This is a genomic window from Pseudoalteromonas sp. SM9913, from assembly GCF_000184065.1.
Classification (GTDB): domain Bacteria; phylum Pseudomonadota; class Gammaproteobacteria; order Enterobacterales; family Alteromonadaceae; genus Pseudoalteromonas; species Pseudoalteromonas tetraodonis.
Genome location: NC_014803.1, coordinates 1,091,382 through 1,108,916, shown reverse-complemented (window position 1 = coordinate 1,108,916; position 17,535 = coordinate 1,091,382). Strand labels below are relative to the sequence as shown.

The window sequence follows — 17,535 nt, the reverse complement described above, 5'->3', positions numbered from 1 at the left end:
AAAATCAACCAATTAAAGAATATAAAACAGTAGCCAGTTTGCTCGAATTTCCGCTATATTAATAACTCAAACCTATTTATTTTCTTAAAATAGTTCTTTCATGATGTTCAGGTAAATAGCATTGCATTCCTGAAGTTATCATCTGTTGTTAACAATTATACGTTTAGTTTCAGGAGCATCATTTGAAAATCAGCACCAATGATAACAGAGCTTACCGCACACTAACACTGGACAATGGTCTAAAAGTACTTTTAGTGCACGATCAAGACTCAGCAAAAGCTGCCGCATCCATGGCTGTTAACGCTGGTCACTTTGATGATCCACTTGATAGACAAGGCCTAGCGCACTTTTTAGAGCATATGTTGTTTCTAGGCACTGACCTTTATCCTGAATCAGGAAGTTTTAATAATTTTGTCTCGCTGTCTGGTGGCAATACCAACGCGTGGACTGGCACAGAGCATACCTGCTATTTCTTTGATATTAATAACCATCATATTGAAACAGCATTAGCACAATTTAGTCGGTTTTTTATAGCGCCCACACTAAACCCCGCTGAAACAGAAAAAGAACGTAATGCTATTGAGGCTGAGTTTAAATTAAAAATTAAAGACGATGGCCGTCGAATTTATCAAGTGCATAAAGAAACGGTTAACCCTGCACACCCATTTGCTAAATTTTCCGTAGGCAACTTACAAACGTTAGCAGATAGAAAGCGCTGTATTAGTGATGAATTACGTGACTTTTTTAATAGGCATTACCAAGCTCAGTGGATGACGTTAGTGATTTGTGCCAATGAGTCATTAGATACACTTGAGGCATGGGCAACCCAGTATTTCTCCCAGATAAAGGGAGATAAACACCAATTAAAGCCACCTATAGAAGCGCCGCTTTATCGCAGCCAAGACTTGGGTAAGTTGCTTCATATTGAACCACACAAACATGTACAAAAGCTGATTATTAGCTTTGCCATGCCAAACATTGACGATTTTTATCGTCATAAAACGGTCAGCTTTATTGCGCACTTACTAGGTTATGAAGGGCAAGGCTCGTTGTATTCTGTGCTTAAAGAGCAAGGTTGGATCAATGCCCTCTCTGCAGGTGGCGGAATTAATGGCAGTAATTTTAAAGACTTTAATATTAGTATGGCGCTGACCGATGAAGGCATTGAATACTACGAAGATATTATTGAAATGGTGTTTGAATACATTTGTTTAATTAATAACAACACCAGCAAATTACCTCGCCTATATCAAGATAAGCAAAAACTATTACAAATCGCATTTGATAACCAAGAAAAGTCTCGCCTAATTGATTGGGTCAGTAATTTAAGTATTAACATGCAACATTACGATGAAGTTAATTACTTACAGGGTGACTATTTAATGGAGGGCTTTAAAGCCAGCACGCATGAAATGGCTATGCAGTGGTTAACTCCGCACAACATGCGTTTAGTGCTTATTCATCCTGATGTAGAGCCTGAACACACAGCTGCTTGGTATAACACCCCCTATAAAATTGAAAAATTGTCGCTACATTGGCTCGAAGCACTTGCACAGATTAGCCAGCCACAAAGTGAAATGCTATTGCCCACGGCTAATCCTTATTTAGCTAAAGATGTCATTTTATATCCGGTTGAATCACAGCAACGACATCCAACATTACTGATAAAAGAAGCAGGCTTTGACTTTTGGTTTAAACAAGACGCCACCTTTAGAGTCGCCAAAGGGCATTTTTATTTAGCCATGGACTCTGACTTTGCAGTAAAAGATGTGAAACATATGGCACTGACGCGGTTATTTTCAGATTTATTCATGGACAGTGTTGGCGAACAGTTTTACCCAGCGGAACTTGCGGGCTTAAGTTATCACTTAACCTCTCATCAAGGTGGCTTAACGCTTCACACTGCGGGGCTTTCTTCAAGCCAACTCGAATTAGTCGATCAGCTGATTGATGCACTATTTAACGTAAAAATTTGTGCCAAACGCTTTGCAGAATATAAAAAGCAACTGGTAAGGCATTGGCGTAATAGCAATCAAAACAAACCCGTTAGTGAGCTATTTAGTATTTTAGGCGCTAAAATAATGCCGTGGAATCCTCAGCCTGACGAGTTAGCAAATGCACTCAAAGACACCTGTTTCCATCAGTTTAATGAATTTAGACAAGCGTTTTTTAATGCCCTTCATGTTGAGTCTTTTTTACATGGTAATTGGCAGCAAAATGATGCGCTTGAGTTTCAAAAGAAGGTCGCCCAGCACCTTAAAAAATCAGCCGTTATCGACGATTTAAAGCGCCCACTTTATGAAATTACTAAAGTGACCCGCTACGAGCTTGAACTTGCCTGCAGCGATAATGCCATGGTGATTTACTACCAAGCACAAAGCGATGACGTTAATGAAAAAGTGAAAATGATGGCGCTAAATCATTTAATTAATCAAGATTACTTTAATGAACTCAGAACCACGCAACAACTCGGTTATTTAGTAGGGGCAGGATACGCTCCTTTTAATACCCGTGCTGGTATTGCCTTTTATATACAATCACCAAAATTTGAGCCCACCACGTTACTGCACAGGCATAATTTATTTATTAGCCAGTATTTAGCAACAATCGATGAGCTAACAGAACAAGACTGGCTGCAACAAAAACATGGATTAACAACCCATATTGCTGAAAAAGACAAAAATTTGCGTTTACGTTCACAACGTTTATGGCTTGCTATAGGTAATGGCGATCATCGGTTTAATATGCAGCAACGCCTGCTGGATTCTTTAAACGCATTAACGCTTGAAGATTTAAAAGCCTACGCCGCTGAAATTTTTAATGCAGATCGCCCAAGATATGAGCTTTTAAGTGCCAAATCTGTGAATTTGTCTGAGAAACTACCACTTTATTCGCATTCTCTTTGACTCTTGCTCGCGCTTGATTTAGATTGTCTTTTGTTAATAAGAAGTAAGACAATGAAAAAAATAAAAATAATAAAATACATTCTATTGTTGGCCACTTTGGCCACAGCCTACTCTGCGAGTGCATTCGAGTCATCGTTTAACTTGAATTTAAATGCGTTGGTCGTGAGCGTGTGCGCAATAATGTCGTTAGTTGTGGTTTATTTGTTAACGATTGTTCACTCACTCAGGCGTTCACACTCTCAATTACAGCTTTCTGAAAAACGATTAAAAAGTACCGTAGAAGGCAGTGGTGATACTCTATGGGATTGGAATATCAAAACCGGTAAAGTTATTCGTATCAATGACAAATACGTGATGAATAGTAATAACCTAGTAGAATTTCCACCGAATAAAAGCTTGATCCACCCCCGCGATTTAACCCATGTTGATTACCTACTAAAAAAACACTTTGCCGAAGAAAGTACTTTTTTTGAAGCAACTTATCGTATTAAAGACAGCTTTGGTAAATGGCACTGGGTGCTCGACCGCGGAAAAATCATTGAAAAAGACGCTAACCTAAGCCCACTGCGAATGACTGGCACAGTCAGAGATATCTCGCAGTTAAAATCAACGGAAGATCGACTTAACTTATTTGCAAAATGTGTTGAGTCACTCACTGATGCGCTGGCCATTTATGATAAAGACTTTAGGCTTGTGGATATTAATCCAAGCTTTTTAACTTTGTTTGGCGGCGTACGCGAGCAATACCTAAAGAAAGAGTTTCATTTAGCCGGTTACGACAAAAGCTATATAGAATCCATAAAAAATACCGTTAGAAAGCACGAACATATTCAAGAAGAAGTAAAGCTTCGCAATAGCGATCATGCTCTGCTGCCATTTGAAATATCAATAGACGAAATTAAAAACGCGCAAAATCAAATAACCAATTATGTGGTGGTGTATTCAGATTTAACCGAACGTAAAAAGACCGAATCTGAACTGAATAATTTATCAAACCGAGATCGCACCACCAGCTTACCCAACCGTAATTTGTTTTTTTCTGACTTACAAAAACTTGCAAAGCAGCATTCTCATCATGCATTACTCGTATTTGATTTAGATAACTTTAAAAAGATAAACGACTCATTAGGCCATCAATTAGGTGATAGTTTACTGGCAAAGCTTGCTATGCGTTTAAATAAGCTCACCCGTGAAAATGACGTATTTTATCGCCTTGGCGGCGATGAATTTGCACTAGTTATGTCAAACACCAACGATATTCTCACTATCACTCGCATGGCTAAACAGTTTTTGGCGGCCATAGCTACACCATTTAAAATGGCAGGCCATGAACTTGCTATCACCTCAAGCGTTGGTATAGTGTTGTTCCCCGAAGATGGTAACACCCCCGAAATACTATTAAAGAACGCCGATACTGCGATGTATCATGCTAAAAAGAAAGGCAATAGCTACCTGTTCTTTAATGACACCATGAACCGCCAAGCAGTAAAACGACTGCAAATAGAAAACCTAATGCGCTTTGGCTTAAAAGAAGATCATTTTGAGGTGTATTACCAGCCTAAAATGAATATTCGTACTGGTAAGCTTGCTGGAATGGAAGCGTTGGTACGTTTTATTACCCCGAAAAAGGGGGTTATTAGCCCAGGGGTATTTATTCCAATTGCCGAAGAAACAGGGCAAATTATTGAAATTGGTGAAGTAGTTTTAAACAAAGCTTGTCGCGATGTAAAACAGTGGTTAGATGCAGGCTTATTTAATGCCCGTGTTGCTGTTAACTTATCAGCAAAACAATTTAGCCTACCCGATCTAACCTCGCGCATAGATGTGATTTTACAAAAAAATGAACTGCCCTCGTACTTTTTAGAGCTTGAGATAACTGAAGGCACCGTAATGGACGATCCACAAGAAGCCATTGCGATTATGCGCTCTTTAAGTGCCCGTGGAATTCACTTAGCAATGGATGACTTTGGTACCGGCTATTCATCACTTGCGTATTTAAAGCAGTTTCCACTCAATACGCTTAAGGTAGATAAAGCCTTTATCGATGATATGAAGACTGAACGTGGCCGCAATATGGTGGACTCTATCGTCACTATTGCGCATAACCTTGATTTGCATGTAGTTGCCGAAGGGGTGGAGCAAGCGTCGCAAATAAGCATACTTGAAGAGCTAAACTGTGAAACACTGCAGGGTTATTACTACTCTAAACCACTCTCAAAAGATGAATTTACTGCGTTTTTAAAACAACAACAAAGCCAATCAAAACTCAGTTTAATTAGAGCGACCAGTTAAGCACGCCATAGACACGCATTTACACCTATATTGCGTATCAATGCACGTCGATAATGTATATTAAACAAGCACCAAGCAACAGGACCAAATACGCCACCTAAAAATAACCAGCGTTTAACAGGCATGCCCTTTTTAATGGTTTCTAAATACATAAGCGCTATAAATACACCGCTAAGCAAAATAAATAACACCACCACCTCAACCAGCTCAAAAATAAGGCGCGTATAATAGCGTTAAATTGGCTAAATTTGAAGCAACGCATGCTGCTAATCAGCAATAATGCTGAATCAATTTGAGGGGCAAATCAGACACAAAAAAGCCGAGCAACTTAAATACTCGGCTAATCATCATAGATTTATAGCGGCTTACTTGTCAGCACGGCCCATAAACTTATGCTCTGCAGTATTAATACGGATGCGATCGCCCGTAGAAATATGCTCTGGCACTTGAATAGTTAAGCCGGTTGATAAACGAGCAGGCTTTGAACGCGCGCTGGCTGAAGCACCTTTAATTGAAGGGTCGGTTTCCTCAACTACAAGCTCAACACTTGAAGGAAGATCAAGCCCAACTGGCGCACCATCAATCACAATAACATGCACGCCTTGGGTCTCTTCGTTAACAAACTGAATCTCTTCAGCTATGGCCTCTTTAGCCAAGTTGTAAGGCGTGTAGTCTTCGTTATCCATAAAGACATACTCATCGCCATCAATGTACGACAGCATCGCTTCACGACGGGTTAAATCCGCAAGGTTAAGCATGTCGCTGTCTTTAAATGTTTCGTCAACTTTGCTACCCGTGACCACATCGTATAAACGCATACGGTATAAACTACCACCGGCACGACCTTGTGGTACAGAACGTACGATATCTTTTACTACTAATACACGGCCATTAAAGTCAATAGCCGTCCCTTTTTTAACATCACTTGCCTTTGGCATGGGTGAATTCCTATTGTTTTTTTGATTGCGAGAAACATACCACGAAACTGATTTTGTTCAACAATAAAGTGATATGATTAGCTTCTTACTTCGTACTGACTCATAAATCTGTAATTTAGACTTAAACTCGTGTTATCTAGTGGCAAAAAGCTGCTATGGTTAAGTTATCGATTATGACCTCAAGGAATGGCTCATGAACCAACAAACTGTACATACCTATTTAATGAACAAGCCGTTAGTTAAACTAACCCAGCCTTTTGCTAAAGATGTTGATGTGTATAAAGTAAATCATAAAATGTTTGCCACTCTTGCACTTAGCAATGAGGGTGAAACCGACGAAAATGGCGAACCTATTTGGTGGCTAAACTTAAAGTGCGATCCTGATGAGGCGCAATCATTACGAGATATTTTCCCTGCCGTTATTCCAGGTTATCATATGAATAAACGCCTTTGGAATACCGTGATTTTAGATGGCTCAGTACCACAGGGTGAAATTGAGCGTATGATTGATAACTCGTTTAATTTGGTGGTCGACAACATGCCTGATAAAGATAAAAAGGCCATTGAAGCGTTACTGTAAATAAGCGTCCAGACGCAACTTTTACCAATTCGATTGATTAAGTATTATTGTTGATTATCGAACACAAAAAAGCCGCATAATTTGCGGCTTTTTTACGTTAACTTAAAACATTAATCTTTGTGTTCAGTCGTCTCATTTGGAGTGTCAGTTGATTTATCATCACCTTGCGCTAACTCCACTTCAGCTTTATTAGCGGCTGTTGTGTAAAACTTATCGCCCTTGTCAGCCATTGCAAGTAAAGTATCACAAGGTGTAAAAATAGCGTTGCTGTTAGCCAGAGTAGACATATCAGAGCTTATTTTGCCTGCGCCTAATTTATCCATATAGCTAAACGGGCCACCTAAGAACGGTGGGAAACCAATACCAAAAATAGCACCAATATCACCATCACGCGGGCTGGCAATAATACCGTCATCTAAACAGCGAACGGCCTCATTAAGCATTTGTGAGATACAACGCTTAGCAATTTCGTTTTTATTTAAACGTGGAGCTGGGGTTACACCTAGTAGCTCATAGACTGACTCATCAACCTTTTTGCCTTTCTTGTCGTATTCATAAAAACCACGACCCGTTTTACGGCCTAAGCGTTTTGAATCAATCATGCGCGAGAAAGCATCTGGGCCTTTAAAACGCTCACCGAGTTCTTTTTCAAGAATTGGCGCGATTTTAGAACCAATATCAATACCGACTTCATCAAGCAGTGCCAACGGCCCTACTGGAAAACCAAACTCAACTAAGGCTGCGTCAATTTTTTCAATTGGCTCACCGGCAAGCATTAAGTTTGCCGCCTCATTCAGGTATGGCGCTAAAATACGGTTAACATAAAAACCAGCCATATCTTTTACCACAATTGGCGTTTTACCTTGCTTACGCGCAAAGTTAACTACACGAGCAATCGTTTCTTTTGAGGTGCCTTCGTGAGGAATAATTTCTACCAGTGGCATTTTCTCTACTGGTGAGAAATAATGTAAACCAATTACATTTTCAGGACGCGCTGCTTTAGCTGCAATTTGCGAAATAGGTAATGACGAAGTATTACTTGCGAAAATAGTATTCGCTTGGCAATGCTGCTCTACATCAGCAACCATACCTTGCTTAAGCTCTAAATCTTCAAATACGGCTTCTATCACTAAATCTATGTGTTTAAAACCGCTGTAATCGGTAGTGCCGGTAATGCGGTTCATGGTTAACTGCATATCGGCTTTAGACATAATACGGCGTTTAAGACGCTTATCTAAAATTTTGTATGTGTAGTTCATGGCATTACTTATGCCCTGCTCTGCCACATCTTTAATTCGCACCGGCAATTTAGCTTTGACCGCACTCACATGGGCAATACCTGCACCCATTAAGCCACCACCTAACACGGCAGTTTTACTAATCGCGGGAGCATCATCATTGCGCCATTCTTTTTTCATTTCAGTGGTTGCAAAGAAAATACCGCGCAGCGCCTTAGACTCATCACTCATTACCAATGTGGCAAAACCTTCTGCTTCGGTTTTATACGCTTTCATTTCATCAAGCTCTACGCTTGCACGTACCGCTTTAATAATTGCAAGCGGCGCAGGGTAATGACCACCGGTTTTTTTAAGAACGTTTTCTTTAGCTTTTTTAAAGATAAAGTTACGACCAAACGGGTTTGATTCTAATAACTTACTGATCTTATCAAGTTTAGGCTCTTTAGCTTGTGGCTTTTTCTTCGCCGCAAACTCTTTGGCCACTTTTAGCAGTACGCTTTGTGGTACACAATCATCCAATACACCGGCTTTTTTAGCTTGTTTAGGACGAATTTGTTTTCCGGTTAGCATCCACTCAAGGGCTTTTTGAATGCCCACGATTTTAGTTAAGCGCTGTGTACCACCACCGCCAGGTAATAAACCAAGTTGCACTTCTGGTAAACCAATTTTAGTTAAATCGCTATCTGTACCTACGCGGTAATCACAGGCTAAAGCAAATTCTAAACCGCCACCAAGCGCTGCGCCATGTATAGCACTAACTGTGGTGTACGGAAGCTTTTTCATATCAAAAAATGCTTGATGGCATAATTCGCTAATAGCTAATGCATCTTCACGCTTTTGCACGCTGTCTAGCATTTTAACATCGGCACCAGCAATAAAGTTATCGCTTTTACCACTAATAAATACCATACCTTTAACTGCGTGCTCTTTAGCTTGTGCTAATAATGCTTTTAAATCATCAGCAAAGCTATCTCGCAGGGTATTCATTTTCTCACCCGGCACATCAATGGTCACTACGGCTATTTTGTTATCATCAACCGTTAAATTAAATACTGAATCTGTCATTACGCACTCTCCAATACAAAGGCTGCACCTAAACCACCCGCAGCACAGGCAGTCGTTAACGCTAAACCACCGCCACGACGCTTAAGCTCGTATAAACTTTGTGTAATTAAACGCGCGCCGGTTGCCGCAAATGGATGACCATATGCAAGCGAGCCGCCGTTCACGTTAAACTTATCCATGTTAATTTCACCTATGGCTTTATTACGCCCTAAGTGCTCTTGTGCAAATTTATCTGAAGCAAACATTTTCATATTCGCTAAGGTTTGCGATGCAAACGCTTCGTGCATTTCAATTAGATCTAAATCGGCTAACGTAATACCTGCTCTATCAAGTGCGATAGGCGTTGAGTGAGCCGGCCCCATTAGCATGTCTTTTTCTACGCCAATGGCTGAAAACGCAAAACTGCGTACGTAGCCTAAAATTTCGTAACCCAATGCTTTTGCTTTGCTTTCGCTCATCATTAACACTGCGGCTGCGCCATCGGTTAATGGGGTTGCATTGGCTGCAGTGACTGAGCCGTGTTGACGGTCAAATACCGGCTTAAGCTTGGCATAACCTTCAACCGTTGAGTTTTTACGAATATTGTTATCTTCTTCAATAAAGCTTTTATAAGGCGGTAAATGAGCCGTCATTACTTCATCTTTAAGCTTGCCATCAGCCCAGGCTTGAGTTGCCAGTGAGTGAGAACGATGCGCTAAGGCATCTTGATCTTCACGGCTAATGTTATGGGTTTTAGCCATTTGCTCGGCTGTTTGTCCCATTGATAAACCCGTTGAGTACTCAGCAACCGCTGGCGGCACTGGCAATAAATCTTTTAAACGTAGTTTTGAGAATATTTTTAAACGCTGACCAAGCGTACGTGCTTTGTTTAAATCAACTAAGCTACCCGCTAATTTTTTACTTACACCAATTGGCAATACAGATGATGAATCGGCACCACCGGCAATACCTACGCTTACAGAGCCTGCCATAATTGATTCGGCAACGTTTGCTATCGCTTGAAAACTCGTCGCACAAGCACGCGATACAGAGTACGCATCAACCGATACTGGCATCCCAGTACCCAATACAATTTCACGCGCAATATTTGGCGCTTCTGGCATTTGTACTACTTGCCCAAAAACCAATTGATCGATTTCTGACTTGTCGAAATTTAATCGCTCAAGCATTTCATTAACTACTAACTTACCCATATCCAACGCTGGTACATGGTGGAACGCAGTCGCTTGCTTAGCAAAAGGAGTACGTAAGCCGCTTACGATGGCAATACGGTCGCCTTTTGGTGTTTTAAGTATGTTTTGCTCAGACATTTATTATTCTCTCCCGCTGACAGGTCAGACCTGTATGTTTTCTCCGATTCTAAACAACCCGTGTGATAAAGCCAATAGATAAAGGTAAATTAATACAAAAGCGCCATTGTAAATCACTACATACATTGTATGAGGGTAATACAATAGGCTTTTTTAGCTGGTTTTACAAAGTTTTATGTTAGGCTAAAAAATCGTTAAAAAATAACGAACTATTTTTAAAAAATCAGTCTAACTCTTGAGTTATCCACTTATAAACCTTATAACTAGCTCAGTATTTGTTACCTAACCAATTTAGGTATTATTTAAGCTGACGAGGACAGTCCACTTATTATGGCAGCTAACGCATTTTCACAATTAAAAACGTATTTAGACACCCAAATTATTGGCCAGCCTGCGCTCACTCAAGCACTATTAATTGCTATTTTAGCCGATGGTCATTTATTAGTTGAAGGCCCACCGGGGCTTGCAAAAACACGCGCTGTTAATGCCTTAGCAAAAGGTATTGAAGGCTCGTTTCAGCGTGTTCAGTTTACCCCAGATTTATTACCAGCCGATGTGACCGGCACCGATATTTATCGCCAACAAACCAGTGAGTTTGTGTTTGAAAAAGGCCCTTTATTTCATAACCTTATTTTAGCGGACGAAATAAACCGAGCACCAGCAAAAGTACAATCGGCATTATTAGAAGCAATGGCCGAGCGCCAAGTCACGGTGGGCAAAAACACCTATCCACTCAGTGACCTGTTTTTAGTGATGGCAACACAAAATCCGCTTGAGCAAGAAGGTACTTACCCGCTACCAGAAGCGCAATTAGACCGTTTTTTAATGCACCTAAGTATTAATTACCCAGGTGCTGAGCATGAGCTTGATATTTTACGTTTGACCCGTGGTGAAGCACTTAATGATGAAGCCCCAGTGCTTGAGCAAATTTCACAACCCGATTTGTTTGCTGCGCGAAAAGCAATTTTAGGTCTGTATTTGGCCGAGCCATTAGAGCAGTACTTAGTTCAATTGATTATTGCTACTCGAGAAGGCGCAAACTTAGATGAGCAACTTGGCCGCTGGATTGAATACGGCGCAAGCCCTCGCGCTACTATCGCTCTTGATAAGTGTGCCCGCGCTCATGCGTGGCTAAGTGGCCGTGATTTTGTATCACCTGATGATATACAAGCTGTTGTACATAATGTATTGCGCCACCGTATTATTTTAAGTTACGAAGCACAGGCCGATGGTATTACAAAAGATCAGGTTATTAGCCGTATTGTTGAACTAGTCGCAGTACCTTAAGTTATGCAAACACACGTTGATTCTCAGGCATGGCTTAAATTAAGCCATAGCCATGGTGTTAATTTATCGCTTAAAGAGCTGATGTATTATAAAGCAAAAGCGCAACTGCTTGAGCTGGCACCTAAAGTTAGAATAAAAAACACCTTGGCGGGGCAATACCTTGCGCCCCACAAAGGCCGGGGTATGGAATTTGCCGAAGTGCGTCATTATCAAAACGGTGACGATATACGCTCTATTGATTGGCGCGTTACCGCACGCACAGGCGAAACCCACACTAAACTTTTTCAAGAGGAAAAAGAGCGCCCGGTATTTGTGTTTACTGACTTTTCAAACTCAATGCTATTTGGCTCGCAATTACTGTTAAAATCGGTGCAAGCGGCACATATTAGCGCCTTAGTTGCGTGGTCAGCGTGTCAGCGTGGCGACAGAATTGGCGGTATTGTGTTTAATCAGCACTCGCATTTAGAGCTAAAACCCAGCGCTCGTGAAAAAGCGGTATTAAAACTATGCCATAATTTATGCGATGCGCATCAGCTGGCTCTTGAGAACATTGATAAGCCGGCCGCGAATAATTTTAGCGATAACCTCAAACGTTTAAATCACTTAGCTAAGCCCGGTAGTTTGGTTTATATCGTGTCTGATTTTAACGCCTTGGATGACGCCAGCTTTAAGCAACTTGAACTTTTAGCGCGTCATTGCGAACTGATTGGGTGTCATATTAGCGACCCCTTTGAACATCAATTACCTGCTTTTAAACAAACGGTAACCGTCAGTGCTAATAAGCAGCAATTTGCCCTGCCCTTAATGGACAAGAGCTTTAGACAACGATTTGCCAAAAATGCCGAGCACGCATTTAGCGCGCGCATTAATCGCTTAACAAAGTCTGGACTCACCCTATTATCATTTGATGCAGCCACTGCGCTGGAACTGCAATTAGTGAGAAAATAAATCATGCAAACCTCTCCACTTGATGGTCTACACGATATTATTGCTCCCACCCAAGTCGACTGGTGGCCACTCGCTCCTGCTTGGTGGGTTGTTATTGCAATTGCTGTGTGTTTATTGTGTAGCTTAATTGTCATAATTTATAAAAATTATCGCTTTAAAAAGCCAAAACGTGATGCCATTGCATTAGCTAATCAACAACAGTCAGCGCAGCAATTACATGTCATTTTAAAGCGTTTAGTGATCACCTATTACGATCCGCGTTTGGCCGCGCAATCAACAACGCATTGGTGCAACACATTAAACCAACTTTCAGCTATTGGCTTTACAGAAGAAGAAATTTTAAGCCTATATAACGCTAATCAAACACAGGCAGCCCTCAGTGATAAATTTCGCCAAGCCATTAAACAATTTAAACTAAAGGAGCCGCTGCATGTTTGAATTTAGCTGGCCATGGCTGTTTTTATTACTGCCGCTGCCTTTAGTATTGTTACTATTAAAACCCGCCGCCAATGATGCCAACACGCGTCTGCGCATTCCAAGTTTTGCATCACATAATTTAAGCAATCAAAGCATAGAGCCAAGTGCGCGTAAATTGAATATTATCGAGTGGTTGCTATGGTTATTATTAGTGACCGCATCAGCAAATCCAACGTGGTTAGATGAGCCCATATCGCTACCCAACGAAGGCCGCGATATAATGCTCGCTGTGGATTTGTCAGGGTCAATGACCGAACAAGACATGGCTTACAATGGCCAATATGTTGACCGTTTAACCATGGTTAAAGCAGTGCTAAGTGACTTTATAGAGCAGCGCCAAGGCGACAGACTCGGCCTTATATTGTTTGGTGATACCGCTTTTTTACAAACCCCATTGACGCGTGATGTGAAAACCGTCAGTAAAATGCTCTCTGAGGCGCAAATTGGTTTAGTAGGACGCGCCACGGCGATTGGTGACGCTTTAGGTTTATCGGTAAAACGCTTTGCCAGTAAAAAAGAAAGTAACCGTATTGTGGTGTTGCTTACAGATGGACAAAACACCGCGGGAAATTTAAACCCAGAAGATGCACTGTTACTTGCCCGTGAAGAAGGTATAAAAGTGTACACCATCGGAGTCGGTTCAGATAACCCGCGCGGCTTTAGTTTATTTAATATGGGCTCTGGGGGCAGTAACCTAGATGAGGGCTTATTGAAAAAAATTGCTGAGCAAACAGGCGGTCTGTATTTTAGAGCAAAAGATGTCGCTGGCCTGCAACAGATTTACGCTGAGCTTGATAAGCTTGAACCAATTAGTGCCGATGAGCAAACCTTTCGCCCACAAACAGCCTTGTTCTATTATCCGTTATTACTGGCCATTTTACTCATAAGTGCAATGGCATTGATAAAAACGGTGCGCGCAATGAAGGAGCCGAACTAATGGATTTTGAATTTATTCGTCCTGCTATTTTATGGCTGTTACTCCCTGCCTCAGGGTTATTTTTTATCGCCTTACTAAAACATAAAAAAACCCAGTCAGCGCCACTTATTGCGCCGCATTTGGCACCATTTGTAATGAGTGAATCAAATAATAAAGCTCGCCAGCCGCTGTGGCTGGTTGCGTTATTTTGCAATTTAGCGATTATATTTAGTGCAGGGCCAAGCTTTGAAGAGAAACAAGTACCCGTGTTTCAAAGTAAAAGTGCCCGCGTTATTGTCATGGATATGTCCTACTCTATGTATAGCACCGACATTGCTCCCAATCGATTAATGCAATCACGTTTTAAAGCCCTCGATATGGTTGAGCTATTCAAAGAAGGCGATACCGCGTTAGTGGCTTACGCAGGCACTGCCTATACCATTTCACCACTGACCAACGACGCTAAGACTCTTGCCAACCTTATTCCTAGTTTAAGCCCTGAAATTATGCCAGATAAAGGCTCAAACGTACTCGCTGGCTTAGATATGGCACAAGAGCTACTAAGCCAAGCCGGCTACCTCGATGGCGATATTATTTTGATCACCGATGGTATTGAGCAACAACAGCAAAGCGATGTAAGCCGTTTTACCAACAGTAGTCAATATCGACTTAATATTTACGGCGTAGGCACCGCACAAGGAGCCCCTATAAAGTTACCTGAAGGCGGGTTTTTAAAAGATAATTATGGTCAAATTGTGGTGCCAACCCTCAATGCATCTTTACTTGAAGGACTTGCAAAAAATAGCGGTGGGCAGTTTGCCGATTATCAGCCAAGCAATCGCGATATTGCCGTTTTTTCACCGCAAGCAAACAGTGAAGTATTAAAAAGTGAAAAACCAAATTTAGCCTTATGGCGAATTGACGCCGGTATTTATGGTTTGCTTATTTTACTGCCTTTAGCTTTGTATTTATTTAGACGATCTGCATTAGTTAGCGCAGTACTATTACTTAGCTTTTTACCTCAACAAAATGCGCATGCCGCAGAGCTGCCAACCCTGTTTAAAAATACGGATCAACGGGCATTAGAGGCATACAACAACAAAGAGTATCAACAAGCAGCTCAGGCTCGCTCAAGCGCTCTCAAAGGGGCTGCACTTTATCAGCAAGGGCAATTTGATGCTGCCTTGAATGAGTTTAGCCAAGATAAGTCAGCAACCGGTTATTATAACTATGGCAACGCCTTGGCTAAAGCAGGACAATTAGAGGCTGCCATTGACGCGTATAAACAAGCGCAAGTAAAGCAAGATAACTTTAGTGAAGCCGCTGAGAATCAAGCGCTTGTTGAGCAGTTACTGAATCAACAGCAAGACCAAGAAAATCAGCAAGGCAATGATTCGCAAAATCAAGATGAGCAAAGTCAAGATGATGCAGATAAATCAAAACAAGATCAGCAAAAAAATGGCGAGAAAAACAGCGCAGATAAAAGCGAAGAGGACAGCCAAAACAGTGAACAACAGCAATCAGATCAGTCCTCGGAACAATCAAAAGATCAACAAGGCCAATCTGGTGAGCAATCAGACAAACAGAATGAGCCTGACATGCAAGCTCAGTCACAAAGCCAACAAAATGAAAATAAAGACGAGAATAAACCGCAGCAAGATGAGCCGCAAAATCAACCTAATGAAATGAGTGAGCAACCGCCCTCTGATGAGCAAAAACAGCAGGCACAGCAACAAGCCATGCAGGCACAAGCCGCTGAGCTCACTAATGAAGAAAAAGAAAAAGCACAGCAACTAAATCAGTTATTAAGAAAAGTGCCCGACGATCCCGCTATTTTATTAAGAAACAAAATGCAATTAGAAGCCCAAAAAAGACAATATCAACGTCGTCCAACAGGAGTAGAAAAATCATGGTAATGCGATTATTTTGCTGTTTATTGCTATTAACTGCCATGCCATTAATGGCCGCCACCACTTTGGAGGCAAGCGTTGATAAAAACCCAGTATTAGCGGGTGAATTTTTTATGCTTAATATTAGCATTGATGATTCAATAAAAGGGCAACAACCCGACACCTCAGCATTATTAAAAGATTTTGTAGTCGGCCCTATGAGCTTAAGTAGCCGCACTAACATTATTAATGGCAGTATAAAAAAACAAACCTCTTGGTCTGTTAAACTAATGACCCGCAAGGCGGGTGAATACACCATTCCCAGTTTTAGTGTTGCAGGGCTAAACTCGCAACCAATTAGTTTATCGGTTAAAGAGCGCAGCAGCGACGCAGATAAAAATAACGATATATTTTTAAAAACCTCACTCTCAAACAACAGCTTATTTGTACAAGAGGCTGGCGTTTACACCATTAAGCTTTACTTAGCCAAAGAGCTTCTTGATGGCAGCTTAAGTGCGCCAAGTATGGAAAATGCACAACTTACCCAACTCGGTAAACAAAGCGAAGATTATGAACTGGTTAACGGTAAACGTTATTTAGTGATCACCCGTAATTATTTAATTCAGCCCCAAAAAAGTGGCGCCTACACTATTGCAGCTCCCGTTTTTCAGGGGCGTATTCAGCAAAACTATCGTCAATTGGAAGTGTCAGCGCTTGGCGATGAGCAGCAAATTGAAATTAAACCTATCCCTGAAAACTATCAAGGAGACTGGTTACCCAGTGAACTGGTGAGCTTAACCGAGCAATGGCAGCCAGAGGATAATACCGTTGAAGCCGGCACGCCGATAACACGTACAATTATGCTCACCGCGCTAGGGGTGACTAAAGAGCAGTTACCCGAAATTGATATGCCTACTATTAATGGTATTCGCAGCTACCCTGATGAAAAAGAAACCAATAATGCGGTACGTGATGGTCGAGTGGTATCGCAGCAAAGCGCCTCGTATGCGCTACTGCCACAAACACCTGGCACTTACACATTACCTGAAATTAGCTTGCCTTGGTATAACACCAAAATGAATCGAATTAGTTACGCGACCTTACCTGAGCGTACTATTACAGTAACCCCCAGTACAACAGCGCCAGTGCAAACGCTTAATCCGCCAGCTGAAAACAACCTAAATAACACTATGGCAGAGTCAACGGAGCAAGCAGTTACAGTGCAACAGCAAACTGTCACACCACTGTGGCTAATTATTGTGGCCTCGCTTGGTTATGTTTTATGGATTGCGACGGTGATTTTTTACTTTATTAAACGCCCAGCTAAAGAAGTGCAACAAGCGGCTCAAACAACTAATAAAACAAATCAACAACCATCTTTAAAAGCCCTGCTGGTATTAGCTAAAAGCCATGACGAAAAAGCATTTTACGATGCGCTTAATCAGTATGCACTAACCCTTACAGGTAAAAAGGTAGGGGCCTTATCCCATTTATGCGCTATGATAAACAACTCAGAGTTCACCGCGCAGGTAAACGATTTACAAGCACAGTTGTACAGTAAGCAAACGGCTAGCGCCAACTTAGACGCTATAGTTAGCATGTTAAAGGCACATCAATCGCAAACAGCTAAGCCATCATCACCTGCGTTAAAAGAGCTGTATTCTTGATCTCAATTGTATTTTGCTTTTT

At 41.4% G+C, this 17,535-nt stretch carries 13 protein-coding genes; 9 read left to right on the top strand and 4 right to left on the bottom strand.

All coding sequences use genetic code 11. The features are described 5' to 3' along the window. Positions 1-182: 182 nt before the first annotated feature. Together PSM_RS05105 and PSM_RS05100 are read left to right on the top strand one after the other, a co-directional pair. A complete protein-coding gene (locus tag PSM_RS05105) occupies positions 183-2,906 on the top strand; it encodes an insulinase family protein (protein ID WP_013464516.1) in 2,724 nt (907 codons plus the stop codon). Positions 2,907-2,957: 51 nt separating this feature from the next. Continuing rightward, positions 2,958-5,198: a sensor domain-containing protein gene (locus PSM_RS05100; protein WP_013464515.1), complete on the top strand. Its 2,241-nt coding sequence runs from the start codon at positions 2,958-2,960 to the stop codon at positions 5,196-5,198. Here the strand turns inward: PSM_RS05100 and PSM_RS05095 are convergent. Next, the gene (locus PSM_RS05095) at positions 5,195-5,389 is read right to left on the bottom strand and encodes a hypothetical protein (RefSeq protein WP_138686387.1); all 195 of its coding nucleotides are present in this window, start codon (positions 5,387-5,389) and stop codon (positions 5,195-5,197) included. The genes PSM_RS05100 and PSM_RS05095 overlap by 4 nt on opposite strands. Before the next feature lie 174 nt (positions 5,390-5,563). Continuing rightward, positions 5,564-6,136 carry an elongation factor P-like protein EfpL gene (gene efpL, locus PSM_RS05090; RefSeq protein WP_013464513.1) on the bottom strand — a complete coding sequence of 191 codons (573 nt, stop codon included), beginning with the start codon at positions 6,134-6,136 and terminating at the stop codon, positions 5,564-5,566. Positions 6,137-6,329: 193 nt separating this feature from the next. On the opposite strand from efpL, the gene PSM_RS05085 reads away from it, so the two are divergent. Beyond that, positions 6,330-6,716, top strand: a complete 387-nt coding sequence (locus PSM_RS05085; RefSeq protein ID WP_013464512.1) for an MmcQ/YjbR family DNA-binding protein — start codon at positions 6,330-6,332, stop codon at positions 6,714-6,716. 110 nt (positions 6,717-6,826) lie between these two features. On the opposite strand, the gene fadJ is transcribed toward PSM_RS05085, so the two are convergent. Together fadJ and fadI are read right to left on the bottom strand one after the other, a co-directional pair. Next, positions 6,827-9,019 (bottom strand): fatty acid oxidation complex subunit alpha FadJ, encoded by a 2,193-nt coding sequence (fadJ, locus tag PSM_RS05080; protein WP_013464511.1) that lies wholly within the window; start codon positions 9,017-9,019, stop codon positions 6,827-6,829. After that, the gene (gene fadI, locus PSM_RS05075; protein WP_013464510.1) at positions 9,019-10,329 is read right to left on the bottom strand and encodes an acetyl-CoA C-acyltransferase FadI; all 1,311 of its coding nucleotides are present in this window, start codon (positions 10,327-10,329) and stop codon (positions 9,019-9,021) included. Before fadI ends, fadJ begins: the two co-directional genes overlap by 1 nt. Positions 10,330-10,659: 330 nt before the next feature. Here fadI and PSM_RS05070 point away from each other — a divergent pair, with 330 nt between their 5' ends. The 6 genes from PSM_RS05070 to PSM_RS05045 are packed head-to-tail and all read left to right on the top strand — an operon-like array spanning position 10,660 to position 17,513. Next, positions 10,660-11,616 (top strand): AAA family ATPase, encoded by a 957-nt coding sequence (locus PSM_RS05070; protein ID WP_013464508.1) that lies wholly within the window; start codon positions 10,660-10,662, stop codon positions 11,614-11,616. 3 nt (positions 11,617-11,619) lie between these two features. Then, entirely contained in the window at positions 11,620-12,564 is a 945-nt protein-coding gene (locus tag PSM_RS05065) for a DUF58 domain-containing protein (protein ID WP_016899439.1), read from the top strand. A gap of 3 nt (positions 12,565-12,567) precedes the next feature. After that, entirely contained in the window at positions 12,568-13,002 is a 435-nt protein-coding gene (locus tag PSM_RS05060) for a DUF4381 domain-containing protein (protein WP_013464506.1), read from the top strand. Further along, complete coding sequence (locus PSM_RS05055) at positions 12,995-13,978, top strand: vWA domain-containing protein (protein WP_013464505.1); 984 nt, start codon at positions 12,995-12,997, stop codon at positions 13,976-13,978. The genes PSM_RS05060 and PSM_RS05055 overlap by 8 nt, the downstream gene beginning before the upstream one ends. Beyond that, a complete protein-coding gene (locus PSM_RS05050) occupies positions 13,978-15,873 on the top strand; it encodes a vWA domain-containing protein (protein ID WP_013464504.1) in 1,896 nt (631 codons plus the stop codon). The genes PSM_RS05055 and PSM_RS05050 overlap by 1 nt, the downstream gene beginning before the upstream one ends. Beyond that, entirely contained in the window at positions 15,867-17,513 is a 1,647-nt protein-coding gene (locus PSM_RS05045; RefSeq protein WP_013464503.1) for a BatD family protein, read from the top strand. The genes PSM_RS05050 and PSM_RS05045 overlap by 7 nt, the downstream gene beginning before the upstream one ends. Positions 17,514-17,535: the final 22 nt, after the last annotated feature.

Bases quoted from the DNA above. Each gene is read 5' to 3' on its own strand.
- PSM_RS05065 (WP_016899439.1), top strand. From the start codon at position 11,620: ATGCAAACACACGTTGATTCTCAGGCATGGCTTAAATTAAGCCATAGC.
- PSM_RS05055 (WP_013464505.1), top strand. From the start codon at position 12,995: ATGTTTGAATTTAGCTGGCCATGGCTGTTTTTATTACTGCCGCTGCCT.
- fadJ (WP_013464511.1), bottom strand. From the start codon at position 9,019: ATGACAGATTCAGTATTTAATTTAACGGTTGATGATAACAAAATAGCC.
- PSM_RS05100 (WP_013464515.1), top strand. From the start codon at position 2,958: ATGAAAAAAATAAAAATAATAAAATACATTCTATTGTTGGCCACTTTG.
- PSM_RS05050 (WP_013464504.1), top strand. From the start codon at position 13,978: ATGGATTTTGAATTTATTCGTCCTGCTATTTTATGGCTGTTACTCCCT.
- efpL (WP_013464513.1), bottom strand. From the start codon at position 6,136: ATGCCAAAGGCAAGTGATGTTAAAAAAGGGACGGCTATTGACTTTAAT.
- fadI (WP_013464510.1), bottom strand. From the start codon at position 10,329: ATGTCTGAGCAAAACATACTTAAAACACCAAAAGGCGACCGTATTGCC.
- PSM_RS05070 (WP_013464508.1), top strand. From the start codon at position 10,660: ATGGCAGCTAACGCATTTTCACAATTAAAAACGTATTTAGACACCCAA.
- PSM_RS05060 (WP_013464506.1), top strand. From the start codon at position 12,568: ATGCAAACCTCTCCACTTGATGGTCTACACGATATTATTGCTCCCACC.
- PSM_RS05085 (WP_013464512.1), top strand. From the start codon at position 6,330: ATGAACCAACAAACTGTACATACCTATTTAATGAACAAGCCGTTAGTT.
- PSM_RS05045 (WP_013464503.1), top strand. From the start codon at position 15,867: ATGGTAATGCGATTATTTTGCTGTTTATTGCTATTAACTGCCATGCCA.